This window comes from Actinomadura miaoliensis (genome assembly GCF_039536785.1).
GTDB lineage: Bacteria > Actinomycetota > Actinomycetes > Streptosporangiales > Streptosporangiaceae > Spirillospora > Spirillospora miaoliensis.
This window is the reverse complement of sequence record NZ_BAAAZG010000045.1, coordinates 1-22,529: the sequence shown is the minus strand read 5'-3', so window position 1 is coordinate 22,529 and position 22,529 is coordinate 1. Positions and strand designations below refer to the sequence as shown.

23 protein-coding genes and 1 pseudogene are annotated in these 22,529 nt (G+C 74.7%); 8 read left to right on the top strand and 16 right to left on the bottom strand.

All coding sequences use genetic code 11. The annotated features are described in order from the left end of the window. Positions 1 to 2 precede the first annotated feature (2 nt). Positions 3 to 1,451, bottom strand: coding sequence for a CPBP family intramembrane glutamic endopeptidase (locus ABD811_RS28685; RefSeq protein WP_344953985.1), 1,449 nt, complete (start codon positions 1,449 to 1,451; stop codon positions 3 to 5). 130 nt (positions 1,452 to 1,581) lie between these two features. Then, a complete protein-coding gene (locus tag ABD811_RS28680; RefSeq protein ID WP_344953982.1) occupies positions 1,582 to 2,520 on the bottom strand; it encodes an HpcH/HpaI aldolase/citrate lyase family protein in 939 nt (312 codons plus the stop codon). 39 nt (positions 2,521 to 2,559) lie between these two features. On the opposite strand from ABD811_RS28680, the gene ABD811_RS28675 reads away from it, so the two are divergent. Next, entirely contained in the window at positions 2,560 to 3,072 is a 513-nt protein-coding gene (locus ABD811_RS28675; protein ID WP_344953979.1) for a hypothetical protein, read from the top strand. Positions 3,073 to 3,090: 18 nt separating this feature from the next. On the opposite strand, the gene ABD811_RS28670 is transcribed toward ABD811_RS28675, so the two are convergent. Both ABD811_RS28670 and ABD811_RS28665 read right to left on the bottom strand, forming a co-directional pair. Continuing rightward, positions 3,091 to 4,059, bottom strand: a complete 969-nt coding sequence (locus tag ABD811_RS28670; protein ID WP_344953976.1) for an RNA polymerase sigma-70 factor — start codon at positions 4,057 to 4,059, stop codon at positions 3,091 to 3,093. Further along, the gene (locus tag ABD811_RS28665; RefSeq protein WP_344953973.1) at positions 4,056 to 4,631 is read right to left on the bottom strand and encodes a carboxymuconolactone decarboxylase family protein; all 576 of its coding nucleotides are present in this window, start codon (positions 4,629 to 4,631) and stop codon (positions 4,056 to 4,058) included. Before ABD811_RS28665 ends, ABD811_RS28670 begins: the two co-directional genes overlap by 4 nt. 142 nt (positions 4,632 to 4,773) lie before the next feature. Here ABD811_RS28665 and ABD811_RS28660 point away from each other — a divergent pair, with 142 nt between their 5' ends. Both ABD811_RS28660 and ABD811_RS28655 read left to right on the top strand, forming a co-directional pair. Further along, positions 4,774 to 6,123 carry a magnesium transporter MgtE N-terminal domain-containing protein gene (locus ABD811_RS28660; RefSeq protein ID WP_344953970.1) on the top strand — a complete coding sequence of 450 codons (1,350 nt, stop codon included), beginning with the start codon at positions 4,774 to 4,776 and terminating at the stop codon, positions 6,121 to 6,123. 11 nt (positions 6,124 to 6,134) lie between these two features. Continuing rightward, entirely contained in the window at positions 6,135 to 6,710 is a 576-nt protein-coding gene (locus tag ABD811_RS28655) for a DUF1003 domain-containing protein (protein ID WP_344953968.1), read from the top strand. Positions 6,711 to 6,808: 98 nt separating this feature from the next. Here the strand turns inward: ABD811_RS28655 and ABD811_RS28650 are convergent, their stop codons facing one another. Beyond that, positions 6,809 to 7,315 carry a MarR family winged helix-turn-helix transcriptional regulator gene (locus ABD811_RS28650; RefSeq protein WP_344953965.1) on the bottom strand — a complete coding sequence of 169 codons (507 nt, stop codon included), beginning with the start codon at positions 7,313 to 7,315 and terminating at the stop codon, positions 6,809 to 6,811. A gap of 89 nt (positions 7,316 to 7,404) precedes the next feature. Here ABD811_RS28650 and ABD811_RS28645 point away from each other — a divergent pair, with 89 nt between their 5' ends. Continuing rightward, positions 7,405 to 8,544 carry an Mrp/NBP35 family ATP-binding protein gene (locus ABD811_RS28645; protein WP_344953962.1) on the top strand — a complete coding sequence of 380 codons (1,140 nt, stop codon included), beginning with the start codon at positions 7,405 to 7,407 and terminating at the stop codon, positions 8,542 to 8,544. A gap of 129 nt (positions 8,545 to 8,673) precedes the next feature. Here the strand turns inward: ABD811_RS28645 and ABD811_RS28640 are convergent, their stop codons facing one another. From ABD811_RS28640 to sigE, 5 genes are all read right to left on the bottom strand, one after another. Beyond that, on the bottom strand, positions 8,674 to 9,024 hold the full coding sequence (locus ABD811_RS28640) for a sec-independent translocase (protein WP_344953959.1): 351 nt from the start codon (positions 9,022 to 9,024) through the stop codon (positions 8,674 to 8,676). 218 nt (positions 9,025 to 9,242) lie between these two features. Further along, complete coding sequence (locus ABD811_RS28635; protein WP_344953956.1) at positions 9,243 to 10,919, bottom strand: S1C family serine protease; 1,677 nt, start codon at positions 10,917 to 10,919, stop codon at positions 9,243 to 9,245. Positions 10,920 to 11,010: 91 nt separating this feature from the next. After that, positions 11,011 to 12,102 carry a sigma-E factor regulatory protein RseB domain-containing protein gene (locus tag ABD811_RS28630; protein ID WP_344953953.1) on the bottom strand — a complete coding sequence of 364 codons (1,092 nt, stop codon included), beginning with the start codon at positions 12,100 to 12,102 and terminating at the stop codon, positions 11,011 to 11,013. Next, complete coding sequence (locus tag ABD811_RS28625; RefSeq protein ID WP_344953951.1) at positions 12,099 to 12,758, bottom strand: anti-sigma factor family protein; 660 nt, start codon at positions 12,756 to 12,758, stop codon at positions 12,099 to 12,101. The genes ABD811_RS28630 and ABD811_RS28625 overlap by 4 nt, the downstream gene beginning before the upstream one ends. Positions 12,759 to 12,810: 52 nt before the next feature. After that, positions 12,811 to 13,554 carry an RNA polymerase sigma factor SigE gene (sigE, locus tag ABD811_RS28620; RefSeq protein WP_344953948.1) on the bottom strand — a complete coding sequence of 248 codons (744 nt, stop codon included), beginning with the start codon at positions 13,552 to 13,554 and terminating at the stop codon, positions 12,811 to 12,813. 211 nt (positions 13,555 to 13,765) lie between these two features. Here sigE and ABD811_RS28615 point away from each other — a divergent pair, with 211 nt between their 5' ends. Together ABD811_RS28615 and ABD811_RS28610 are read left to right on the top strand one after the other, a co-directional pair. Then, on the top strand, positions 13,766 to 14,368 hold the full coding sequence (locus ABD811_RS28615) for an O-methyltransferase (RefSeq protein ID WP_344953945.1): 603 nt from the start codon (positions 13,766 to 13,768) through the stop codon (positions 14,366 to 14,368). Beyond that, on the top strand, positions 14,365 to 14,994 hold the full coding sequence (locus ABD811_RS28610; RefSeq protein WP_344953942.1) for a hypothetical protein: 630 nt from the start codon (positions 14,365 to 14,367) through the stop codon (positions 14,992 to 14,994). Before ABD811_RS28615 ends, ABD811_RS28610 begins: the two co-directional genes overlap by 4 nt. Positions 14,995 to 15,030: 36 nt before the next feature. Here ABD811_RS28610 and ABD811_RS28605 read toward each other — a convergent pair whose 3' ends face one another. Then, positions 15,031 to 16,506: a leucyl aminopeptidase gene (locus ABD811_RS28605; RefSeq protein WP_344953940.1), complete on the bottom strand. Its 1,476-nt coding sequence runs from the start codon at positions 16,504 to 16,506 to the stop codon at positions 15,031 to 15,033. A 200-nt stretch (positions 16,507 to 16,706) separates the two neighbouring features. Next, positions 16,707 to 16,874, bottom strand: a complete 168-nt coding sequence (locus tag ABD811_RS28600; RefSeq protein ID WP_083952185.1) for a DUF3117 domain-containing protein — start codon at positions 16,872 to 16,874, stop codon at positions 16,707 to 16,709. A 260-nt stretch (positions 16,875 to 17,134) separates the two neighbouring features. On the opposite strand from ABD811_RS28600, the gene ABD811_RS28595 reads away from it, so the two are divergent. Beyond that, the gene (locus ABD811_RS28595) at positions 17,135 to 17,923 is read left to right on the top strand and encodes an enoyl-CoA hydratase-related protein (RefSeq protein ID WP_344953936.1); all 789 of its coding nucleotides are present in this window, start codon (positions 17,135 to 17,137) and stop codon (positions 17,921 to 17,923) included. Positions 17,924 to 17,932: 9 nt separating this feature from the next. Here the strand turns inward: ABD811_RS28595 and ABD811_RS28590 are convergent, their stop codons facing one another. The 4 genes from ABD811_RS28590 to ABD811_RS28575 are packed head-to-tail and all read right to left on the bottom strand — an operon-like array spanning position 17,933 to position 22,123. Next, on the bottom strand, positions 17,933 to 18,586 hold the full coding sequence (locus ABD811_RS28590) for a response regulator (protein WP_344953933.1): 654 nt from the start codon (positions 18,584 to 18,586) through the stop codon (positions 17,933 to 17,935). Further along, positions 18,574 to 19,815 (bottom strand): sensor histidine kinase, encoded by a 1,242-nt coding sequence (locus tag ABD811_RS28585; protein WP_344953930.1) that lies wholly within the window; start codon positions 19,813 to 19,815, stop codon positions 18,574 to 18,576. Before ABD811_RS28585 ends, ABD811_RS28590 begins: the two co-directional genes overlap by 13 nt. Next, positions 19,812 to 20,969: a glycosyltransferase family 4 protein gene (locus ABD811_RS28580; RefSeq protein ID WP_344953927.1), complete on the bottom strand. Its 1,158-nt coding sequence runs from the start codon at positions 20,967 to 20,969 to the stop codon at positions 19,812 to 19,814. Before ABD811_RS28580 ends, ABD811_RS28585 begins: the two co-directional genes overlap by 4 nt. Continuing rightward, the gene (locus ABD811_RS28575; protein WP_344954175.1) at positions 20,954 to 22,123 is read right to left on the bottom strand and encodes a glycosyltransferase 87 family protein; all 1,170 of its coding nucleotides are present in this window, start codon (positions 22,121 to 22,123) and stop codon (positions 20,954 to 20,956) included. Before ABD811_RS28575 ends, ABD811_RS28580 begins: the two co-directional genes overlap by 16 nt. Positions 22,124 to 22,343: 220 nt before the next feature. Between ABD811_RS28575 and ABD811_RS28570 the strand changes: the two are divergent. Further along, a pseudogene (locus ABD811_RS28570) lies at positions 22,344 to 22,529 on the top strand (ABC transporter ATP-binding protein); the annotation flags it as partial.

Sequence of the window (22,529 nt, the reverse complement as noted above, 5' to 3'; positions counted from 1 at the left end):
GACTAGGAGCCGGGGGCGCCGGGCCAGCCGGGCACGCCCTGCCCTCCCCCGGCCGGGAAGCCGTGCCCGCCGGGTACGCCCTGCGCCCCTGGGACACCGTGTCCGCCCGGGACGGCGTGGCCGCTGGGCGCGCCGGGGACGCTTCCCACGGTGGCGCCTGGGACGCCGGTGGACGGCGGCGTGTCGACCGAGGCGTCCGGCTGGTCCGAGCCCCCGGTGACGGTCTGGATGCGCATCTTGCGCGCCAGCCACGCCACGACGGCCGCGTACAGCAGCATCGGCGCGACGTCCGCCACGACGTACTGCCACGGGATCGCGCCCTGCTCGATGTCCAGCTTGCCGACGGCGGCGGGCAGCAGGAACGCCATCAGGTTGTTGAACACGTGGATGGCGATGGCCGCCTCCAGGCCGCCGGTGCGCACCGTCACCCATCCGGCGACCGCGCCGAAGACGAAGATGTCCAGGATGCCCCAGCCGGTATAGCCGTGCCCGGAGGTGAAGAGCGCCGAGCCGACCACGATGCCCGGCCACGGGGTGCGGAACACCACGCTCAGCGCCCGGGCGACGCGCCGGGTGCCGTTCTCCAGCGTGCACGCGCCGACCGCCTGCAGCAGCCAGCCGCGGAAGACGTACTCCTCGGCCGACGCCTGGAACGGCACCAGCGCGATGATGATCAGGGCGGGCAGCAGGAACTCGCCCCAGCCGACCCAGTGATCCTCGCCGCCGCCGTTGGGCGGCGCCGCGAACTGGCCCGCCACCCACGAGGTGCCGAACGACACCAGGCAGAACCCGATCGCCAGGCCGCCGCAGACCAGCAGCCAGCGCCAGCGCAGCCGCCCGGCCACCGACGACAGCGTGCCGGGACGGCGCCGCTGCACCCACCACGGCACCAGCAGCACCACCGGCAGCAGCACCGCGAGGGCGGCCAGGTTGAAGGTCAGGTCCGCGGTGGAGTCACCGAAGAACGAGGTCGCCGACTGCGAGGGCTCCGGCATCTCTCCCGTGGCGAGCACGTAGACGACCGTCCCGACGATCGTCAGCGCGAGCATGGCGCACAGGGCGCCGCCCAGGATCGTCAGCGTGCCGGCCAGGGGCCGCCACCAGCGGTGCACGGCGTTGCGGGCCATGCGGTGGTAGGGCACCCCGCCCGGGACGGGCACCGTCCACGGCCGTTTGACCGGCGGCCCGTAACCCGGGTAGCCGTACCCCGGGTAGCCGTACGGCTGCTGATAGGGAGAGCCGTAGGCCTGCGGCGCGGCGCCGTAGGGCTGGGGCTGCCCGTAGGGCTGGGGCTGCGCGCCATAGGGCTGAGACGGAGGCGTCCCGTACGGCTGGGGGCCGGTGTACGGGGGCGGCACAGGCTGGGGGTAGGGCTGCGCCTGCGGAGGCCCTTGGGACGATCCGGGGTCGTCAGGTGGCGCCCAGCCGTTGGCGTCCGCTGGATCCGGCACCGAACAACCCCCTCGTGACGACCAGCACCTGGGACGAATCGTACGTGCCGGTCAGTGCCTTTCGCGCCACAGCGCGCGATGTCGCCCGATGTCCTCCGCGCCGAGATCAGGACGGCGGCCAGGACGGCGGTCAGGACGGCGGCTCGAAGCGCCGGGTGCGCGTCAGGCCCGCGGCCCGGCCCTTCGCGGCGATCACCTGCGCCATCTTCCGGGACGCCTCGTCGATCATCTCGTCGCCGAGCACCGCCGCGCCGCGTCCCTCCACCGTCGTGTGGTACTCGTACGCCTCAAGGATCAGCTCGGCGTGGTCGTAGTCCTCCTGGGTGGGCGAGAAGACCTCGTTGCCCGCCTCGATCTGCGCCGGGTGCAGCACCCACTTGCCGTCGAAGCCCAGCGCCGCCGAGCGCCGCGCCACCCGGGTGAACGCCTCGACGTCGCGGACGTTGAAGTACGGCCCGTCGATTGCCTGCAGGTCGTGGGCGCGGGCGGCGGTGAGGATGCGCATGAGGATGTAGTGGTAGGCGTCGCCCTCGGTGTAGCCGGGCGGCTGCTCGCCCACCACCAGCGTCCTCATGTTGAGGGAGGCCATCAGGTCGCCGGGGCCGAACACCAGGGTCTCCAGGCGGGGCGACGACGCGGCGATCTCGTCCACCCCGGCCAGGCCCCGGGCGTCCTCGATCTGCGCCTCGATGCCGATGCGGCCCGGCTCGTACCCCATGGCCAGCTCGATCTGGGTGAGCAGCCGGTCCAGCCACTGCACGTGGGAGGCGTCGCGCACCTTGGGCAGCATGACGCAGTCCAGGTTGGCGCCGGCGCCCTCCACCACCTCGATCACGTCCCGGTACGCCCACGGGGTCTCCACGTCGTTGACGCGGACGACGCGCACCTTGCCCGACCAGTCGCCCTCGTTCAGCGCCGCCACGATGCTCTTGCGGGCGTCCTCCTTGGCCGAGGGCGCGACCGCGTCCTCCAGGTCCAGGAACACCTCGTCGGCCGGGAGTCCCTGCGCCTTCTCGATGAACCGGGGGTTGCTGCCGGGGACCGCCAGAGTGGTACGTCGTGACCGCATGGCCGGATGCTACCGGGGGGCGTGTGAGACGCTGAGGGCATGGGCGAGCTGAAGGCGCTGGTGGAGGAGGCGGCCAAGAAGTCCGGGCTGATGTGGCTGCACCTGCCGGGGCTGGCGCAGCCGCGGGCGGCCTGGCACGTGTGGCACGACGGCGCGGCCTACGTTCTGACCGGCGGCGAGGGCGAGCAGCCCCTGCCCGGCCTGCCCGAGGCCGACCGGGTGCGGGTGACGCTGCGCAGCAAGGACAAGGGCGGGCGGCTGGTGTCGTTCGTCGCCGCCTGCGAGCAGGTGCGGCCCGGCACGGACCTGTGGGACGAGGTCACCTCCGTCCTGGCCAAGGAACGCCTCAACGCGGCGACCCATGAGGGACAGGTGGAGCGCTGGGCGGAGGAGTCGTACGTCGTGCGGCTCTCCCCCACCGACGAGGCGGTGGAGGCACCGGGCGGATACGACGACAAGTACGCCGCCGTCCGCCCGGTGCCCACCCCGGCGACCACGGCCGGCCCGCCCCCGCGCCTGATGGGCGGCAAACGCCGCAGGGCCGACCGCTGAACTCCGCCGGGTCCGGCGTCACATCGGCAGGCGGCGGCCCTCGGCCAGCGCGCGCAGCTTGTCCGGGTTGGCGACCATCAGCACCTTGGTCACGGTGCCGGCCGAGTCGACCTCGGCGGTCACGACGGTGAACGGACCGTCCGGGCCCTCGACGAGCAGCCCCGGCTCGCCGTTGACGCTGACGCGCCGGACGACCCAGTCCCGCGGCTCCACGCCCCCGAACGGAGAGCTGGACACCGCACGCAGCCAGCGGCCGACCTTGTCGGCGCCGTGGATGACGCGGCGGGCGGCGCGGACCTTGCCGCCGCCGTCGGTCCACAGCGCCACGTCCGGCGCCAGGGTCTCCATCAGCCGGTTGATGTCGCCGCCGAGCACCGCGTCGAAGAACCGCTCGGTGGCGGCGCGCCGCTCCCGGCCGTCCGCCGCGAACCGGGGCCGCCGCGCCTCCACGTGCTTGCGGGCGCGGGTGCCGAGCTGCCGGACGGACGTCTCGCTGCGGTCCAGGGCCTCGGCGATCTCGGCGTAGGGGAAGCCGAACACCTCGCGCAGCACGAACACCGCGCGCTCCAGCGGGCTGAGCGTCTCCAGCACCACCAGCAGCGCCATGGACACCGACTCGGCCAGCTCGGCGTCCTCGGCCACGTCCGGGGAGGTCAGCAGCGGCTCGGGCAGCCACGGGCCGACGTAGGCCTCCCGGTGCGCCCGCGCCGACCGCAGCCGGTCCAGCGCGATGTTGCTGACGACCCGCACCAGATACGCCTTGACGTCCTGGATGCCGGAGCGGTCCGCCGACGCCCAGCGCAGCCAGGCGTCCTGCACCGCGTCCTCGGCGTCGGCGACGGTGCCCAGCATCCGGTACGCCACCGAGAACAGCAGCCCCCGATGCTCCTCGAACAGCCGCGTGGTCGCCCCGTCCGCGTGCTCCGCCGCCTCCCCGTCCGGGCGTTCCGCCGTCCCGCCCGCGGGCTCCGCCGGGTCCTCGCTCATGCCGTGGCCTCCTTCGCGAGCCGTCCGGCCGGGATCTCGCAGTTGTCCTTGAAGCCCTGCCCGACGAGCCCGGCGGCCAGGTTGAAGCGGGAGCGCATGTTCTCCACGGCCACGCACATGGTGAGCTCCACCAGCTGGCGTTCGCTCAGGTGGCGGCGCAGCGCCTCGACCAGCTCGTCGGTGACCTGCGGCGGGTCGGCGGTCATCGCCTCGGCGTACTCCATCACCAGGCGCTCCTCCTCGGTGAACAGGCCGCTGTCGCGCCAGTGCGGCACCGCCTCCAGCTTCGCCAGCGGAATCCCGTGCGTGTTGGCCTCCCAGGTGCCGAAGTCCACGCACCACGCGCAGCCGACGTGCACCGCGGCGGCCATGACCGCCAGGTCCTTGAGCCGGTGCGGGAGCGCCTTCCACCGCAGCACCCCCATCTCCAGCATCCCGTACGTGGCGAACACGCCCATGTGGTGGCCCATCGCCCGCATCGGGTCGAGATCCTTGCCGAACTTGCGGCGCACCGCCCACGCGAACAGCCGGTAGCGCAGGGTCTTGGGAGGGTCCAGGGAGATACGGGCCACGGCGGCCTCCTTCGCGGTCGTCTCCAACACGTCACCCCCGAAGACGGGACAGCCCCCGCGGATGTGACATGCCGGTGAACACCGCGGCGCACGTCACACCGCCGCCCGGATTACCGCCAAGATCGCGGGTAGCCTGCGTGTCATGAGCGCGAGTCCGACACGTGTGTTCATCGCGCGGCTGGCCGGGATCGCCGTGTTCGACCCGGCGGGCGACCAGGTCGGGCGCGTCCGCGACGTGGTGGTGGCGCTGCGCCTGGGCGACCGGCCGCCGCGCGTGCTCGGGCTGGTGGTGGAGGTCGCCTCGCGCCGTCCGGTGTTCCTGCCCATCACCCGGGTCATGATGATCGAGACCGACGCCGTCATCTTCGACGGCCGGCTGAACGTACGGCGCTTCCAGCAGCGCGAGTCGGAGACCCTGGTGATCGCCGAGCTGCTCGACCGCACGGTCACGCTGACCGAGACCGGCGAGCAGGTGCAGGTCGTGGACGTCGGCATGGAACCGACCCGCACCCGGGACTGGCTGGTCGGCAAGGTCGCCGTCAGCCGCGGCCGCGGCCGGGGCCTGCGCCGGCGGCGCGGCGAGGTGTTCGTGGTGGACTGGAACGCGGTCACCGGGTTCTCGGCCGTCGAGCACGGCCAGGGCGCCGCCGGGCTGATCGCCGCGTTCGAGCGGATGAAGCCCGCCGACCTGGCCAACGTGGTGCACGAGCTGTCGGAGAAACGGCGGGCCGAGGTCGCCGTCGCCCTCGACGACGAGCGGCTGGCCGACGTGCTGGAGGAGCTGCCCGAGGACGACCAGATCGAGATCCTCGGCACCCTGGACGCCGACCGCGCCGCCGACGTGCTGGAGGCCATGGGCCCCGACGACGCCGCCGACCTGCTGGGCGAGCTGCCCACCGAGCAGCGCGAACGGCTGCTGACGCTGATGGAGCCGCGCGACGCCGCGCCGGTGCGGCGGCTGCTGACCTACGCCGAGGACAGCGCGGGCGGCCTGATGACCACCGACCCGGTGATCGTGCCGCCGGACGTCACCGTGGCCGAGGCGCTGGCGCAGATCCGCAACCCGGACCTGAACCCGGCGATGGCCGCGCAGGTGTACGTGTGCCGTCCCCCCACCGCCACCCCCACCGGCCGGTACCTGGGCACGGTGCACTTCCAGCGGCTGCTGCGCGAGCCGCCGTCGACGCTGGTCAGCGGGATCGTCGACAGCGAGCTGGACCCGATCCGCCCGACCATGTCGCTGGAGGCGGTGGCCACGTTCCTGGCCGCCTACAACCTGGTGGCCGCGGCCGTGGCCGACGAGAACGGGCACCTGCTCGGCGCGGTCACCATCGACGACGTGCTCGACCACCTGCTGCCGCAGGACTGGCGGGAGAACGTGATGGACGTGGCGGCGGCCGAGCGCCCCGACCCTGAGGAGGAGGCGCTGCGCGGCGCCGGACGGTACGGCGCCGGCAAGGACGACGACGCGCACCGACCGCGGAGAGGCTGAGGGGGAACGGGATGATCGAGCTTCGCGGGGAGCCGCTGGCCGGGCGCCGGGCCGGGCGCGTGGGCGCCCGCCTGGACGAACCGCGTCGGCTGACCCGATCGCTGCTGCCGCGTCCGCACTACGACCCCGAGTCGTTCGGACGGCTGTCGGAACGGATCGCGCGGTTCCTGGGCACGGCGCGCTTCCTGGTCTACATGACGGTGTTCATCGTGGTGTGGCTGGCCTGGAACAGCCTGGGGCCGCCCGGGCTGCGGTTCGACCCGTACCCGTTCATCTTCCTGACGCTGATGCTGTCGGTGCAGGCGTCGTTCGCGGCGCCGCTGATCCTGCTTGCGCAGAACCGGCAGGACTACCGCGACCGCGTGCAGTACGAGCAGGACCGGGCCCGCAACGAGCGCACCATCGCCGACACCGAGTACCTCACCCGGGAGATCGCCGGGCTGCGGCTGGCGGTCAGCGAGGTCGCCACCCGCGACTTCCTGCGCTCGGAGCTGGAGCGCATGCTCAAGGAGCTGAACGGGGAACGCGGCGGCGCCAGGCCCGACGGCGCCCCGGCCCCGCGCGGTGAGGGAGTCCCCAGGCGCTGACGGCTCTTCCGGCACGCCGTCCCCGGACACGGCGGTTCGCGGCACGCCGTCGCCGGGCCGGCCGTTACCGGGCCGACCGTTCCCGGGCAGGGCGGCGGTCAGGCGGTGACGGCGGCCTCGTGGTGCCGGGCCCGCGGGGCGCGGGCGGCCGCGGCCGGCGGCTCGTCCAGCAGCTTGCGCAGGATCGCGGCGAAAGGCCCCAGGTCGTCCTCGTCGAGGCGGCTCATCAGGTACTCGCGGACGCCGCGCCGGTACGTCGGGGTGGCCTCCTCCAGGCGGCGCCGCCCGGCCGGGGTGAGCACCGCGTACAGCCCCCGCGCGTCGCTGGTGCACGACTGGCGGACCACCAGGCCCTCGCGCTGCAGCCGGTCGACCAGGCGGGTCAGGCCGCTGCGCGACAGCAGCACCCGGTCGGCCAGGTCGTTCATCCGCAGCCGCCCGCCGGGCGCCTCGCCGAGGTGCGTCAGCACGTCGTAGGAGCCGAGCGGCAGGTCGTGGTCGGCCAGCAGGTCGGCCTGCAGGCGGCGGGAGATCTGCACCTGGGCGCGCAGCAGCATGCGCCACACGGACAGCTCCGTGGAGATCGGGGTGGACGGCGGTGTCACGTCCCGATGCTACTCCCGCACGCGGCGCGACCGTCCGCTCCCGGGGTGCTGATTCGCAACGCCCGGCACCGAGTTCATACCATGGGGTCATGGCCTCCCAGCTGACGACCGAGCAGGTGACCGCGGCGCTCGCCACGGTGCAGGATCCGGAGATCCGCAAGCCGATCACCGAGCTCGACATGGTCAAGAACGTCGACATCGCGCCCGACGGCGCGGTGCGCGTCGGCATCTACCTGACCGTGGCCGGATGTCCGATGAAGGACACCCTGTCGCGCGGCGTCACCGAGGCCGTGTCCCGCCTGGACGGGGTCACCTCGGTCCAGGTCGAGCTGGACGTGATGAGCGAGGAGCAGCGCAGGGCGCTGCAGACCCGGCTGCGCGGCGGCGAGCCGGCCAAGGAGATCCCGTTCGCCAAGCCCGGATCGCTGACCAAGGTGTACGCGGTGGCCAGCGGCAAGGGCGGCGTCGGCAAGTCCTCGGTCACGGTGAACCTGGCGGCGGCGCTGGCCGCGCAGGGCCGCAAGGTGGGCGTGGTCGACGCCGACATCTACGGCCACTCGGTGCCGCGGATGCTCGGCGTGGAGCACCCGCCCACCAAGGTGCAGGACATGATCATGCCGCCGAGCGCGCACGACGTGAAGGTGATCTCGGTGGGCATGTTCACCGCCGGGAACCAGCCGGTGGTGTGGCGCGGGCCGATGCTGCACCGCGCCCTGCAGCAGTTCCTCGCCGACGTCTACTGGGGCGACCTGGACGTGCTGCTGATGGACCTGCCGCCGGGCACCGGCGACATCGCCATCTCGGTGGCGCAGCTGCTGCCGTCGGCGGAGATCCTGGTCGTCACCACCCCGCAGCAGGCGGCCGCCGAGGTCGCCGAGCGGGCCGGGGCGATCGCCGCGCAGACCCACCAGCAGGTCGTCGGCGTGATCGAGAACATGTCGTACCTGACCTGCCCGCACTGCGGCGAGCGCCAGGACGTCTTCGGCTCGGGCGGCGGGCAGCAGGTCGCCGACGCGCTGACCCGCACGCTGGGCACCCGGGTGCCGCTGCTGGGCCAGGTGCCGATCGACGCCCGGCTGCGCGAGGGCGGCGACTCCGGACGCCCGCTGGTGCTGGACGACCCCGACGCCGAGTCCGCCAAGGTGCTGCGCACCATCGCCGACACCATCGGCGCCCGGGGCCGCGGCCTGGCCGGCATGTCCCTGGGGATCACGCCCAGGCGCAAGTGAGCGGGCCGGCGGACGTCAGCGGCTGAGCCGCAGACGTCGAAAGCCCGCACGTCAGGACCCGCACGTTAAGACCCGCACGTCAAAGGCCCCGGGACGCGTCGTCCCGGGGCCTTGTCGCGTGGGGCGGGCTCAGGTGGCCTCGTTGTCGAAGGGCGGGCGTTCGCCGTACTCCAGGCCGCCGCCCGCGGTGGCGTAGGCGGGCTCGTCGTCGAAGACGGCGCCGCGCATGGGGTTGTTCTCGTCGTCGTCCTCCAGCAGGTGCTTGCGGACGAACGTCTTGGGATGCAGGTCGGCCAGGTCGAAGTCCTTGAACTCCGGGCCCAGGCCCTCCTGCAGATCGGCCTTGGCGTTGTTGGCCATCTGCCGCAGCTGTCGCAGCGTGCGTCCCGCCTGCCCGGCGACCTGGGGCAGCCTGTCCCCGAAGATGACCAGGGCCAGCACGACGAGCACGACCATCTCGCCGAGTCCGACGTCGAACAACCCGTCCTCCACACCTCGCCGGGCACGCGGGCTCGCCGAGCCCGATGCACCACAGGGTATCCCGCCGGCCAGCGTATCCCCTGCCCACACAATCCCGTACCGGGCAAATCGCCCGGTACGGGCACCTCATCGCGGTTTCACGTTCCCGCAACCCCGGCGCCGCCCGCCCGCCGCACGGCGGGCGGGCGGACGGTTCCGCGGGTCTCGGCCCGGTCTGCTCAGTTGGCCTCGGACAGGACCACCTCGACGGTGGTCTCCTTGCCGCCGCGCTGGTAGGTGACCTTGATGCGGTCGCCCGGCGCCTTGCTGCGGATCCGCGCCGCCAGCTCGGACGGGTCCTCGATCGGCTGGCCGTCCAGCTTGGTGATCACGTCGCCGGGGCGGAGCCCGGCGCGCTCGGCCGGTCCGCCCTTCACCAGCGGCTGCACCCCGCCCTGCGCCTGCTCGGGGATGCGCACCCCCGGGCCGGGGAAGGTCTGGTCCATGCCGATGCCGAGCTGGGCGCGGCGCGCCCGGCCGGTGTTGATGATCTCCTCGGCGACCCGGCGGCCCTGGTTGATGGGGATGGCGAAGCCCAGGCCGATGCTGCCGCCCTGGGTCTCGCCGGTGATGCCGCCACTGCCCAGCGTGACGATGGCGGTGTTGATCCCGATCACCCGGCCGCGGCCGTCCACCAGCGGACCGCCCGAGTTGCCGGGGTTGATGGCCGCGTCGGTCTGGATGGCGTTGAGCACCGAGCCGTCGCCGCCGCCCTCGCCGCGGGTGGGCACCGCTCGGTTGAGCGCGCTGACGATGCCGGTGGTGACCGAGCCCTGCAGGCCCAGCGGCGAGCCGATGGCGATCACGGGGTCGCCGACCGCCAGCTTGGCGGAGTCGCCCAGCGTCAGCGCGGGCATCGAGTGGGTGCCCTCGGGACGCAGCACGGCGATGTCGGAACTGGGGTCGCGGCCCTTGACCGAGGCGGGCAGCACCTTCTTGTCGTTGAAGACCACCCGGATCTGGCCGCCGGAGGCCACCACGTGGTTGTTGGTGATGATGTAGCCGTTGTTGACGATGAATCCGGTCCCCCCGGACTCCTCGCCGGTCGGCGACGCCACCCTGATCATGACGACGCTGGGCAGCACCCGCTGCGCCACGCCCGCGATCGAGTCCGGCGGCCGGCTCTGCTGCCCGGAGCCGCTGTCGGAGTTGCTGCCGAGGCTGACGCCGCCGCCGTTGTCGTCGGTGGCCATCACCCCGACGCCGGCGCCGATGCCGCCCGCCACCAGCGCGACGATCAGCGCGATCACGGCCATGATGCCCAGGCCGGGGCCGCCGCGGCCGGACGACGGCGGCGCGGGGACCGGAGCCCAGTTGGGGGCCGCGCCGAACGGCTGCCCGTACGGGCCGGGCTGACCGGGCTGACCGGGGCCGCCCGGCCCACCGGGGGCGCCGGGGACGCCGCCGGGGCCGAGGCCGCCTCCCGGGCCGACGCCGGGGCCCGGCGGCGGGCCCATCGGCGTGGCGCCCGGCGGCGGGGTCGTGGACACCGGCGGGCCGGTCGGCGGCGGGGGCTGCTGCTGGCCCTGGGGCGGCCAGGCGTACGGGTCGGGCTGGGGGTCGTGCTGGTCGTACGGGACGAATCCGGGCCGCTGCGGCGCCTGCTCGTCGTCGACGGCGGGCTTGTCCAGCAGTGTCGGCCGGGGTCCCGGAGAGGCGGCGTCGCCGCCGGGCGGATCGGGGGGCGCGAAACCCTGCTCGTATCCCGCGGCGTCCGCGTCGTCCCGGGCGTCCTGCTGGGACCCTTTCGCGGCCGGCCGCGCCTCGCCGGGTTCCCGCCGCTCAACCCCGGCGCCGGCGACCAGCTCGTCGTCCTGCGCCGACGCCCTGACGGGTCCGCGGCTGTCTTCCGTCATCCCCATCTCTCCTACCGAGCATGGTTCTCGCCGAGCATGTTCACGTATCCAGGCTCATCGTGCCCATCGGGGCATGTGGTGAGCATAAGACTTATCCGAAGGGGTTGACCCACGAAGCGAGCCTGCGCAGGCCACGGCCCAGGCGGGTCCAGAGGTCCCGCCCGCCGTGGGGCAGCGCGTCCACCGCTCGCTCGGCGGTGCCCTCGGGACCGTCGGTCACCACCGTGTAGACGTAGCCGTCGTCGGCCCACACGGCCCAGTGCCGCAGCGACTCCCGGCGGAAGACGGTGTCGCCGCGGTTGACGGTGCGATTCCAGTCGGCGAGACCGCGTTCGTCCAGGCTGCCGCGCTGCACGAACACCGACACCGACTCCAGCCCGTCGGAGAAGGTCAGGTGGACGGTGCCGTCGGTGGGGCGGGTGGTGGAGCGGCGGGCGTCGGACAGGCTGAGGCCGGGCAGGGCGCGCGGCAGCGGCCAGCCGTGGTCGCGCAGGTCGCCGAGCTCGGCGGGTTCGAGGGGGTCCTCCCAGGGGGAGACGTTCCACGCGGAGGAGGTCGCGGCCTCGCCGAGCGTGCCGCCGCGCACGGACGAGCTCTTGCCGGGACGTCCGCCGGGCGCGACCCGCACCTGGTCGAACCCGGTCGCGGTGATCGTGCGTCCGGTGCCGTCGAGCAGCTCGCGGTGCAGCATCAGGCCGGTCTCGGCGTCGATCCAGAAGCGCCCGGCCGGGGTGCCGTCGCGGCGGCGGGCCTCCACGACCCGGGAGGCGCGGCCGCAGATGGACGAGTCGCTCGCGCGCACGACGGCGTAGTTGCGGGTCAGCAGCTCCAGCGTCGCGGCGGTGAACCCGGTGAGCGCGCCCCCGGCGGGCTGGTAGGTGGCCCGGTCGCGGTCGCCCTCGCGGGCGTCGACGTACGTGCCTTGCCCCGGCGTGTGCGCGACGTTCACCCGGGAGGTGACGGGGCCGCGGCGGTTCCAGGTGGTGACGACCTGAACGCCTTGGTACGGGACGCGGCGGGCCGCGTCGGCGGCGTCGCGCAGCAGCCGCACTGCCTCGGGGTCGCTGGGCACGCGACGCGCCGCGGCGGCGTCCCCGGCCAGCGCGCAGGCCAGCACCAGGGCACCGGCGAGACCGCAGGCGAGCACAGCTTTGTCGAGCGCGGCCCAGGTCCGCGCGGTCACGGCCCCGGAGAGGTCTGGACGGCCTGCTGCAGCAGCGGATCGGTGATCGGGACGTCGCCGGAGGTCAGCGCGTGCTCCACGGCGAAGCGGTCGAAGGCGGGGTTGACGGTGGGCGCGTCCTGCTCGCCGCCCGCCAGGTAGGAGGCGGTGCCGAGACCGAGGAACAGGGCCGCTCCGACGGCCAGGTAGCGGCGGCGCGGCGAGCGCGCCGGGCCGGGCCTGTCCGGCCAGCCGACCGGGTCGGCGGCGAAGGCGGCGGCGGTGACGGCGGCGTGCCGGCGGGTGCGGGCGGGGCCCGCGAACGGCCGGTGCGAGCGGCCGGAGACCCGGTCGCCGCCGCGACGGCCCGCCGGTGCGGGCGTCACGTCGCCGGACGGGCGCGACGGCGGCGGAAGGTCATCGGGTCCGGGTGCGGCCTGCGGCGGGCGGCCCAGCTCCTTCAGGCGGGCCACGAAGTCGCCCGTCGGGAGGTCGTCTGCGCCCTCGGCGGCGGGCGGATCCGCCAGCCCCCGCAGCCGGCTCTTGAGCCCCCGCAGGGCCTCGGCCTCGGCCCTGCACCGCGCGCACACCGCGAGATGGGCCAGCGCACGGTCGCGCTCGTCGTGACCCAGCTCACCGTCGACCAACGCGGTCAGACGCTCCCCCAGACAGCTCACGCGGCTCCCTCGTCGATCAAGTCGGTCACGCGCGGCGGCGCGTGGCGAAACCCTATGCGCGCTCCGGTCGCGGGGCCTCGCCGGTGTAGGTCGACGCGTCCCCCGTGGCCGGTCGTCCCGCGGCGGCCGCTCCGGCCGGCAGCGCCGCGGCCAGGTCGCCTGCGTCCGCGGCACCGCGCCGCTGCGGCGCCCGGTGCTCCAGTGCGGCGCGCAGCTGCGCCCTCCCCCGGTGGATGCGGCTGCGCACGGTCCCCAGTTTGACACCCAACGTCGCCGAGATCTCCTCGTACGACAGGCCCTCGATGTCGCACAGCACCACGGCGGCCCGGTACTCAGGCGCCAGGGCGTCGAGCGCGGCCTGGACGTCGGCGTCGAAGTTGCGGTCGTCGTAGGCCTGCGCGGGCGTCGGCTCGCGGCCCTGCAGGCGCTCGGCGGCGTCGTCGGCCAGTCCCTCGAAGCGGATGCGCTGGCGGCGCCGCGCCATGTCGAGGAACAGGTTCGTGGTGATGCGGTGCAGCCAGCCCTCGAACGTGCCGGGCGTGTAGTTCGACAGCGAACGGAACACCCGGACGAAGACCTCCTGGGTGAGGTCCTCGGCGTCGTGCTGGTTGCCGGTCAGCCGGTAGGCCAGCCGGTACACGCGTCCCGAATGCTCGCGGACGACCTCGTCCCACGACGGCGGGGCCCATTCGGCCTCCGGCGCGTTCTCGCGGGTGCGCGTGGCCGCCGTGGTCCCGAACCCCTTGCGGGGGCCGACCCCCACAGCGCCCTTAAATGTAAGTGCTGCCACTCCCATGGTGCTGGGTTGTTCCTCTCTGGTGGCCAACGCTCTCGCTTTGGAACGACACGGTCGCGCCTGGGCTGGGGCGGTTAGTGGACCGACGACTGTTACAACGTGCTGAAACGCCGGTTGGTTCCCGGTCGGCGATAATGTCTTTCCAGCATGAGCCAGGCGGGGGTCCCGCGAGGAGGCAGCCATCGACGCCATTCAGGCCACCCTGGCCTACGTGGAGGAGTACCTCCCCGAAGACGAGGCGCTGGTGAACGCGCGACGGCGGGGCGAGGAGGTCGGGGCCAAGCCCATCGGCCCGGCCGGCGGGGCGGCCCTGCGGTTCCTGGCCACGGTGATCGGCGCCCGGACGGTGGTGGAGATCGGCACGGGCTGCGGGGTGTCGGGCATCTGCCTGCTGCGCGGCATGCGCAGGGACGCGGTGCTGACCAGCGTGGACGTCGAGCCGGAGCACCAGCGCCTGGCCAAGCTCGCCTACGCCGAGGCCGGGCTGGGCGCCTCCCGCACCCGCATGATCGTCGGGCGGGCGCTGGAGGTGCTGCCGCGGCTCACCGACGGCGCCTACGACATGGTGTTCTGCGACGCGCTCAAGCACGAGTACCCCGAGTACCTGACGGCGGCGCTGCGGCTGCTGCGTCCGGGCGGCGTGCTGGCCTTCGACAACGCGCTGTGGCACCACCGGGTGGCCGACCCGCGCCGCCGCGACCCCGACACGCTGGCGGTCCGCGAGGTGAACCGGATGGTCCGCGAGGACGAGCGGCTGGTGCCGCTGCTGCTGCCGGTCGGCGACGGCCTGCTGTGCGCCGTCAAGCGCGAATGAGCGCCGAGGCCGGCGGACGCGCGGCGGCGGCGTTCCAGGTCCGGACGCGGCCGACGGTGCGGTCGGCCGGGCAGGTGGTGGCGCTGGCGCTGCTGGTGCTCGCCTCGGCGGGCTTCGTGACCGGCGGCGCGACGGGCCGCGCCGGGTTCGGGGCCGTGGTGTTCGTCACATTGGGCGTGCTGGGGCTGGGGCTGTTCGGCGTCGGCCTGCTGTGGGCGGTGGGCGTGCTGCTGGGGCGGCGCCCCGTGCTGGAGCTGGACCAGACGGGGGTGCGGCGTCCGGCGCGCTGGCCGCTGCCGCGCCGCGCCGACCGGGTGCTGCCGTGGCCGCGGGTGGCGGCGATGTGCGCGCTGCGCCGCGGGATGGCGGGCACCCGCCGCGGCGAGCAGGACTACCTGGTGTTCCTGCCGTCGGCGGAGCTGGCCGAGACGGCCCGCACGGCCCAGCGGTCGCTGCTGGTCGCGCTGACGTTGCCGGACGTGCCCGCGACGGCGCTGCCGGAGGCCCGGGACGCGGCGGCGTGGTGTTTCGCCGTGGACCCGGCCTGGGACGCGTCCCTGAAGGAGGTCGTGGCGGCCGTGCGCAGCCGCCACCGGATCCCGGTGATCGACCGCCGCAAGATATGACCCGGCCGGGTGGGGGCCCGGGGGCCGGTACGCGGCTCAGGCGGGCGGTGCGCCGAGCCAGGTGAGCAGCAGGCGGGCACCGAAGCCGGTGGCGCCCCTGGTGATCTCGGCGTCGTCGCCGGTGGCCCGCGCGGGCCCGGCCACGTCGAGGTGGGCCCAGCGCCGCCCGCCCGCGAACTCGCGCAGGAACAGCGCCGCCATGATCGAGCCGCCGCCGAAGCCGCGGCGTTCGATGTTGGACACGTCGGCCACGTCGGAGTCGATGGCGGGCCGGTAGTCGTCGATCAGCGGCATCCGCCACAGCGGCTCGCCCGCGGCGCGCCCGGCGGCGGTGAGGGCCGCGGCGAGGTCGTCGTCGGTGGCGTACAGGGCGCCGTGCCGCAGCCCCAGGGCGACCTTGGCGGCGCCGGTGAGGGTGGCGACGTCCACGATCACGTCGGGGTCGAGCTCGGCGTCGGCGTAGGCCAGGGCGTCGGCGAGGACGAGGCGTCCCTCGGCGTCGGTGTTGAGCACCTCGGAGGTCCGCCCGCCGAAGTGGGTGATCACGTCGCCGGGGCGCATGGCCGACCCGGACGGCATGTTCTCGGCCGCCGCGACCAGACCGGTGACCCGGCTCCGCACGCCGAGGTCGCGCAGCGCGCCCATGACCGCCATGACGGCGCCGCCGCCCGCCATGTCGGTCTTCATGGTCTTCATGTTCTCGTTGGGCTTGAGCGACAGCCCGCCGCTGTCGAAGGTGATGCCCTTGCCGACCAGCACCACGTGGCGTCCGTCGGCGTCCTCGGGCGCGTAGGTCAGCTCGATCAGCCGGGGCGGGCGCGGTGAGCCCGAGCCGACGGCCAGCAGCCCGCCGAAGCCGCCCTTGGCCAGCTCCTTCTCGCCGAGCACGCGCAGCCCGAGGCCGGCCTCGGCGGCGATGTCGGCGGCCCGGTCGGCCAGCCACGACGGGCCCTTGTCGGTGGACGGCTGGTTGGCCAGGTCGCGGGCGCGGGCGGCCGCCCGCGCCAACGCGACGCCGCGGTCGACCGCGCGCGCGTCGGCGGCCTCGATGGCCAGTGCCAGCGTGCCGAGGGGGGCCTTGCCCTTTCCCGCGTCACCGGAGCGGATCGTGAATTCGTAGCCGGCGAGCAGGGCGCCCTCGACGAAGGCGGCCAGCCCGTCGGCGGAGGTCTCGGGCAGGCCCGCGACCAGCGTGTCGCGGCCCCGGCCGCGGCGGGCCAGCGCGGCGCCCGCCTTGCGCAGGTCGGCGGGGGCGGCCTCGCCGACCCCGTACAGCAGCAGCTCGCAGAGCTCGCCGCCGACGCGCGCGGGCGCGGCGACGATCTCGCCGGGCTCGCCCTTGGCGCCGTGCAGGGCCAGCAGCTCGTCGAGGGAGAACGGCAGTTCGGGCGGGGCGTCCGCGGGGGCGGTCGAGCCGGGACGGACCGGCAGGGCCACCGCCTGCGCGCCGAGCGACGCCGCCGCCTCGACCGGCCGTCCGCCCGCGTCGCGGACCCGGGTCTGGATGGGCATGCCGGTGATCCCCCTGTCCCTGCTGTTCGGCCTGCTCGTGAGCCTGCCGCTCACGGAGCCTGCCTGCGTGATCTGCTGTGTGGAAGTGCCGCGCGGACCGTCACACGGTCGCGGCCGGCTGCGCGGCCGACACGGTGCGGGCCCCCGGCACGCCGCCGGGGGCCGTCACCGCACGTGCCGTGACCGGCACTCGTCGTCTTTCAGCCGACGACCTGCTTGAGGGCCTCGCCGAGCTCCTTGGCCTCGTCGGCGGACAGCTCGACGACGAGGCGTCCCCCGCCTTCCAGCGGGACCCGCATGACGATGCCGCGTCCCTCCTTGGTCACTTCGAGCGGACCGTCTCCCGTCCGCGGCTTCATCGCCGCCATGCGTGCATCCCCTTCCTGCCTAGGGCCGCGTGGGGCCTCCGGGCACCGTTGGCCGCGTGGCCGCCTGTCGCATCCGCGTCATCAGTAGTGGTCCATTATCCCGTGTTCAGGGCGCGAAGTGGTAACGATCAGCGACCGGGGAGGCGACGGCCGGGCGGGCGGACGGCCACGTGGACGGGCCGGGCGGCGGCGCGGCTCTTGCCCGCGGCCTCCGGTTTCGCCGATCGTTGCCTGAGGCCCCTGGGGAGATTGTGAGGACGATGGTGTCTGAGACCGTGCTGTACGACGTCACCGACGGGGTGGCCACGATCACGCTGAACCGGCCGGACGCGATGAACTCGCTGACCGCCGAGATGAAGGAGGCGCTGCGCGCGGCGCTGGAGCGGGCCGCCGCGGACGAGGGCGCGCGGGCGGTGCTGCTGACCGGTGCGGGCCGGGCGTTCTGCGCCGGTCAGGACCTGCGCGAGCACGCCGAGAACCTCGCCGCGGGCAAGGGCCTGGACGACACCGTCCGCCGCCACTACAACCCGGTCGTGCACGCGCTGGCCGCGCTGCCCAAGCCGGTGGTGGCGGCGGTGAACGGGGTGGCGGCCGGGGCCGGGGCCGCGCTGGCGTGGGCGTGCGACCTGGTCGTCGCGTCCGACAGGGCGACGTTCGTGACGGCGTTCGCGGGCATCGGGCTGGGCCCCGACACCGGCATGTCCTGGACGCTGCAACGGATGGTGGGCCGCGCCAAGGCCGCCGAGCTGCTGCTGCTCGGCGAGCCGGTGAAGGCGCCGCAGGCGCTGGAGCTGGGGCTGGCCGCGCGGGTCGTCCCGGCCGACGAGCTGGCGCCCGCCTCGGTGGAGCTGGCGCGCCGGCTGGCCGCCGGGCCGACCGTCGCGTACGCGGCCATCCGGGCCGCCCTCGACCACGCGGCGTCGCACGACCTGGCGTCCAGCCTGGACAAGGAGGCCGAGCTGCAGGACCGGCTGGCGGCCACGGCCGACCACCGCAACGCCACCGAGGCGTTCCTGAAGAAGGACAGGCCCGTCTTCGAGGGGCGGTAGGGGTCCCGGTCAGGGACGGCTCACACCGCGCAGGTGGGTGAGGACGGCCAGGACGCGGCGGTGGTCGTCGGGCGTCTGGTGCAGGTCGAGCTTGGTGAAGATCGAGCCGACGTGCTTGATGACGGCGGCCTCGCTGACGACGAGGGCGCGGGCGATCGCGCCGTTGGAGCGGCCCTCGGCCATCAGCGCCAGCACCTGGCGTTCGCGTTCGGTCAGCCGTTCCAGCGGGGAGTGCTCGCGGCGGCGCGCCAGCAGCCGCCGCACCACCTCCGGGTCGATCACGGTGCCGCCCGCCGCGACCCGCTCCAGCGCGTCGACGAACTCGGTGACCTCGCCGACCCGGTCCTTGAGCAGGTAGCCGACGCCGCCGCCGGTGTGCAGCAGGTCGGCGGCGTAGGACTGCTCGACGTACTGCGACAGGACCAGGATCGGCAGGCCGGGGCGTTCGGCGCGCAGCGCGAGCGCGGCGCGCAGGCCCTCGTCGCGGAACCCGGGCGGCATCCGCACGTCGGTGACGACGATGTCGGGCCCGTGCTCGGCGACGGCGGCCGCCAGCGCGGGGGCGTCGGCGACGGCGGCGGCGACGCGGTGGCCGAACCGGTCGAGGATCTGCGCCAGGCCCTCGCGCAGCAGCACCGAGTCCTCGGCGATCACGACGTGCATGGGATCTCCACGCGCAGGATCGTAGGGCCGCCGGGCGGTGACGACAGCCGCAGCGTGCCGTCGTACACGGCGACCCGGTCGGCCAGCCCCTGCAGGCCGCCGCCCTCGGCCGCGACAGCGCCGCCCGCGCCGTCGTCCCACACCTCCACCGACAGCGTCCTTTCGTTCGTGCGCGCGTGGACGCGGGCCCGCGTCGCGCCGCTGTGCTTGGCGACGTTGGCCAGCGCCTCGGCGACGACGAAGTAGGCCGTGGACTCCACGTGCTCGGGCGGCCGTCGCGGCAGGTCGACGTCCACCTCGACGGGGACGGCCGACCGCTCGGCCAGCGACTCGACCGCGGCGGGCAGGCCCCGGTCGGTGAGCACCGACGGGTGGATGCCGCGCACCAGGTCCCGCAGCTCCTCCAGCGCGGCCCGGGCCTCGGCCTGGGCCTTGTCGATCAGTTCGGGGGCGGCGCCGTCCAGTTTCGCCAGCCCGAGCGTCATGATCAGGCCGGTGAGGCGCTGCTGGGCGCCGTCGTGCAGGTCGCGTTCGATGCGGCGCCGCTCGGCCTCGAACGCGCCGGCCATCCGGGCGCGCGAGGCCCGCACCTCGACCAGCTCCTCGTCGGGGGGAGGCACCAGCAGCGCGCGGGCCAGCGCCGCCCGTCCTCCGGCGAGCGCGGTGAAGGCGTACAGGCCGACGGCGAAGACGGCCACGCCGGCGGCGGCGAGCGGCCACGCCTCCGCGGGGGTGTCGACGGTGCCGGCCGAGCCGTACATGATCTGGTCGCCGTGGGAGACCAGGTTCGGCGCGGACACCGCGACGGTCGACCCCACGATCAGCACGAACGGCACCGCGAAGTCGACGCACGCCAGCACGGCCCCCAGCAGCGCGTACCCCAGCTCGCGCCAGGTGACGGACTCGCGCAGCCGGAAGCGCGCCCATTCCCACAGGCCGGGCCGAGGCGGCACGCGGTGCGGGGACGGCGCCGGACGAGGGTCGACCAGCCGCAGCCGCCACCGTTCCACGGCCGCCAGCGGCACCGCCGACAGCGGCACGCACATCAGCAGCCCCACCCCGACCACCAGCGGCGTGAGGAGCACCCCGGCGAGCACCAGCGCGTACACCGCGGCCAGCCAGACCACCGCCACGATCGGGCCCGTGGCCAGGTACAGCAGCGACCGCCACGGCCACGACGAGAAGACGAACCGCAGTGGGTTGCGCGTCATGGCCCGCCAGACGTTCACGGTGAAACGTTAGAGGACGTCCCGGATGCCCGTGACGTGCCGGCGGCCCGGTCGAGGAGGTCGCGGAGGCGTTCGTAGGAGCGGTCCCAGCTCCACTCGGCCCGCGCCCACTCCCGGCCGCGCCGTCCCATCGCGGCGCGGGCGTCCGCGTCGGACAGCATCTCGATCAGCCGGTCGGCGATGGCGGGGACGGACGAGGCGTCGACGACGTGGCCGTTGTCACCGTCCCGCACCGCCTCGGGGGCGCCGCCGGAGTCGCCCGCCAGCACCGGCAGGCCCGCGGCGGCGGCCTCCAGGAACACGATGCCCAGGCCCTCGGTCTCCAGGCCGAGGCGGCGGTTCCGGCAGGGCATGGCGAACACGTCGGCGGCGGCGTAGTACGGCGGCAGTTCGGCGTGGGGGCGTCCACCGGCGAACACGACGGCGCCGGCGGGCAGGCGTCCGGCCAGGCCGCGCAGCCAGAAGTCCTGCGGGCCCGCGCCGACGATCAGCAGTGTCGCGTCCGGCACGGCCCGGCGGACGCGGGGCAGGGCGCGGACGAGCCGGTCCTGTCCCTTGCGGGGGACGAGCCGCGACACGCTCAGGACGACCGGACGGTCGCCCAGGCCGTGGTGGTCGCGGACGGCCGCGCCCGCCGCCGGGTCGGGCCGGAACAGCTCGGCGTCCACGCCGGGGACCAGGCGGGCGGTGCGGGCGCGCGGCCCCAGCGCCCCCGCGATGCGCGACCTGGTGTAGCCGGTCAGGTAGGTGACGATGTCGGCGCATTCGCCGATGCGGCGCAGCGCCCGGCGTGCTCCGGGGACGGTCGCCCACCACACCTCGTGGCCGTGCGTGGTCGCCACGGACGGGAGCCCGAGCCGTCCCGCCAGCAGCCCGAGGGGGGCGGCGGCGCCGAACCACACGCGGTCGCAGCCGTACGCCTCCGCTAGGGCGCGTGCGTTGCGGGCGACGCGCGGCGTCGGCAGCAGGGTGCGGGCACGGTCGCGTACCACCGGGAACAGCAGCCCGGAGTCGAAGGCGCGGGCCTGCGGCTCGCCGGAGGTGTAGACGACGACCTCGCCGGGTGGGAAACGGCGTGCCAGCTCGTACACGAACGTCTCGATGCCGCCCCGGCGCGGCGGGAAGTCGTTGGTGATGATCAGGCAACGAGGCACAGGTCCCTCTCCTCCCGCGAGGCGGCGGCCTGGTCGGCTTCGGGGCGGCGCGGCGTGGTGGCGAACCGCGCCCACAGGGCCAGGACGGCGGGATACACCAGGTAGCCCCACCGGGAGGCGGGCATGAGCGCGGTCGCCAGTGCCAGGCCGAGGGCGAGCCGGTCGGCGGCGGCCCGCACGTCGCGCGGCGGCCGGACGATCAGCGAGACGCCCATCGCGACGGCGGCGGCGCCGAGCGCGGTCAGGGCCAGGGTGTGCCCGAAGGGGCCGAGGTCGGCGAGCAGACGGCCGGGCAGCGGGCTGTCGGCGGGGGACGCCACGTCCGCCAGTCCCAGCGGGAACCACAGGACGTTGGCCGCCATCCCGGACGGGTCGACCAGCGCCGGCGGCAGCAGGCCCACCGCCGTGACGGTGGCGGCCGCCGTCACGTACCGGCGGGCGCCGCCCCGTGCCGCCGGCAGCGCGAGGCACACCAGCAGCGCGGGCCAGGCCGTCGCCTTGAGCGTCGCGGCCGCGCCCAGGGCCAGGCCCGCCACGCCGGGACGGTCCCGTACCGCCAGCGCCAAGCCCGCGCACACCAGGCCGATCACCGGCAGGTCGTCGCCGCCGACGGTCATCGGCAGCGCCACCAGCGGCGAGGCGGCCAGCACCAGCAGCGGCCGGGCCCGGCCGCCCCCCAGCAGGCGGGCGGACGCGGCCAGCAGCGCGACGAACACGCCCGCGAACACCAGCCGCGCGTCCACCCCGGCGAGCGCGTGCGGAACGCCGAGCAGCGCCATCCCCGGCAGGTACGGGTTGTAGGCCTCGTAGCCGCCTCCGGCCAGCTCGGACGGCGGCAGGTACGGCGTGCCGTGCTCCAGCAGGTGCGCGCCCGACCGGTGCACGACGCCCACCTCCGGCTGGGCGTGACCGGTGGCCACCAGGACGGCCAGCGGCACCAGCACCGCACCGCCCGCCACCAGCGCCGGAACCGCCGGGCCGCCGCCACCGCGTCTGGCGGCGAGCACCGCGCCGAGACCGTACGCGACGGCCGCGATCGTCCCCCAGACCCGGTGCGGTCCGAGGTGGGTCACCGCCGCCGTCACCGCCGCGAACACGGCGGACGCCCCGTACACCAGGGCCTCCGCCGACGACCGCGGACCGGCCGCGCGCATCACCTTCACCGCATCCCTCCACAAGCCACCTGAGCTGCGTTTTCGTCGCAGACCAGGCAACCGGGAAGGAGACCGGAGATCACTACGTCTGGTTGCCGTCCCGAGGTAGACCCAGCCCTACCCCGGGCCTCCACCGCGCCGGAGGTGGGGCTGCCCCCACCACAGGTTCTCCGGGGCGCGCCAATGTGCGGGCTCCCGTCCGGGCGGTTGGCTTGACGGCATGACATCCACCACGGCCGTGCCGTCGGCCGAGCACGTCCGCGACGACCGGGTCGCGGTCGCCACGGACCTGGTCAAGACCTACGGAAGGGGCGACGGCGCGGTGACCGCGCTGCGCGGTGTCTCGGCGGCGTTCACCCGGGGCCAGTTCACCGCGATCATGGGACCGTCCGGGTCGGGGAAGTCG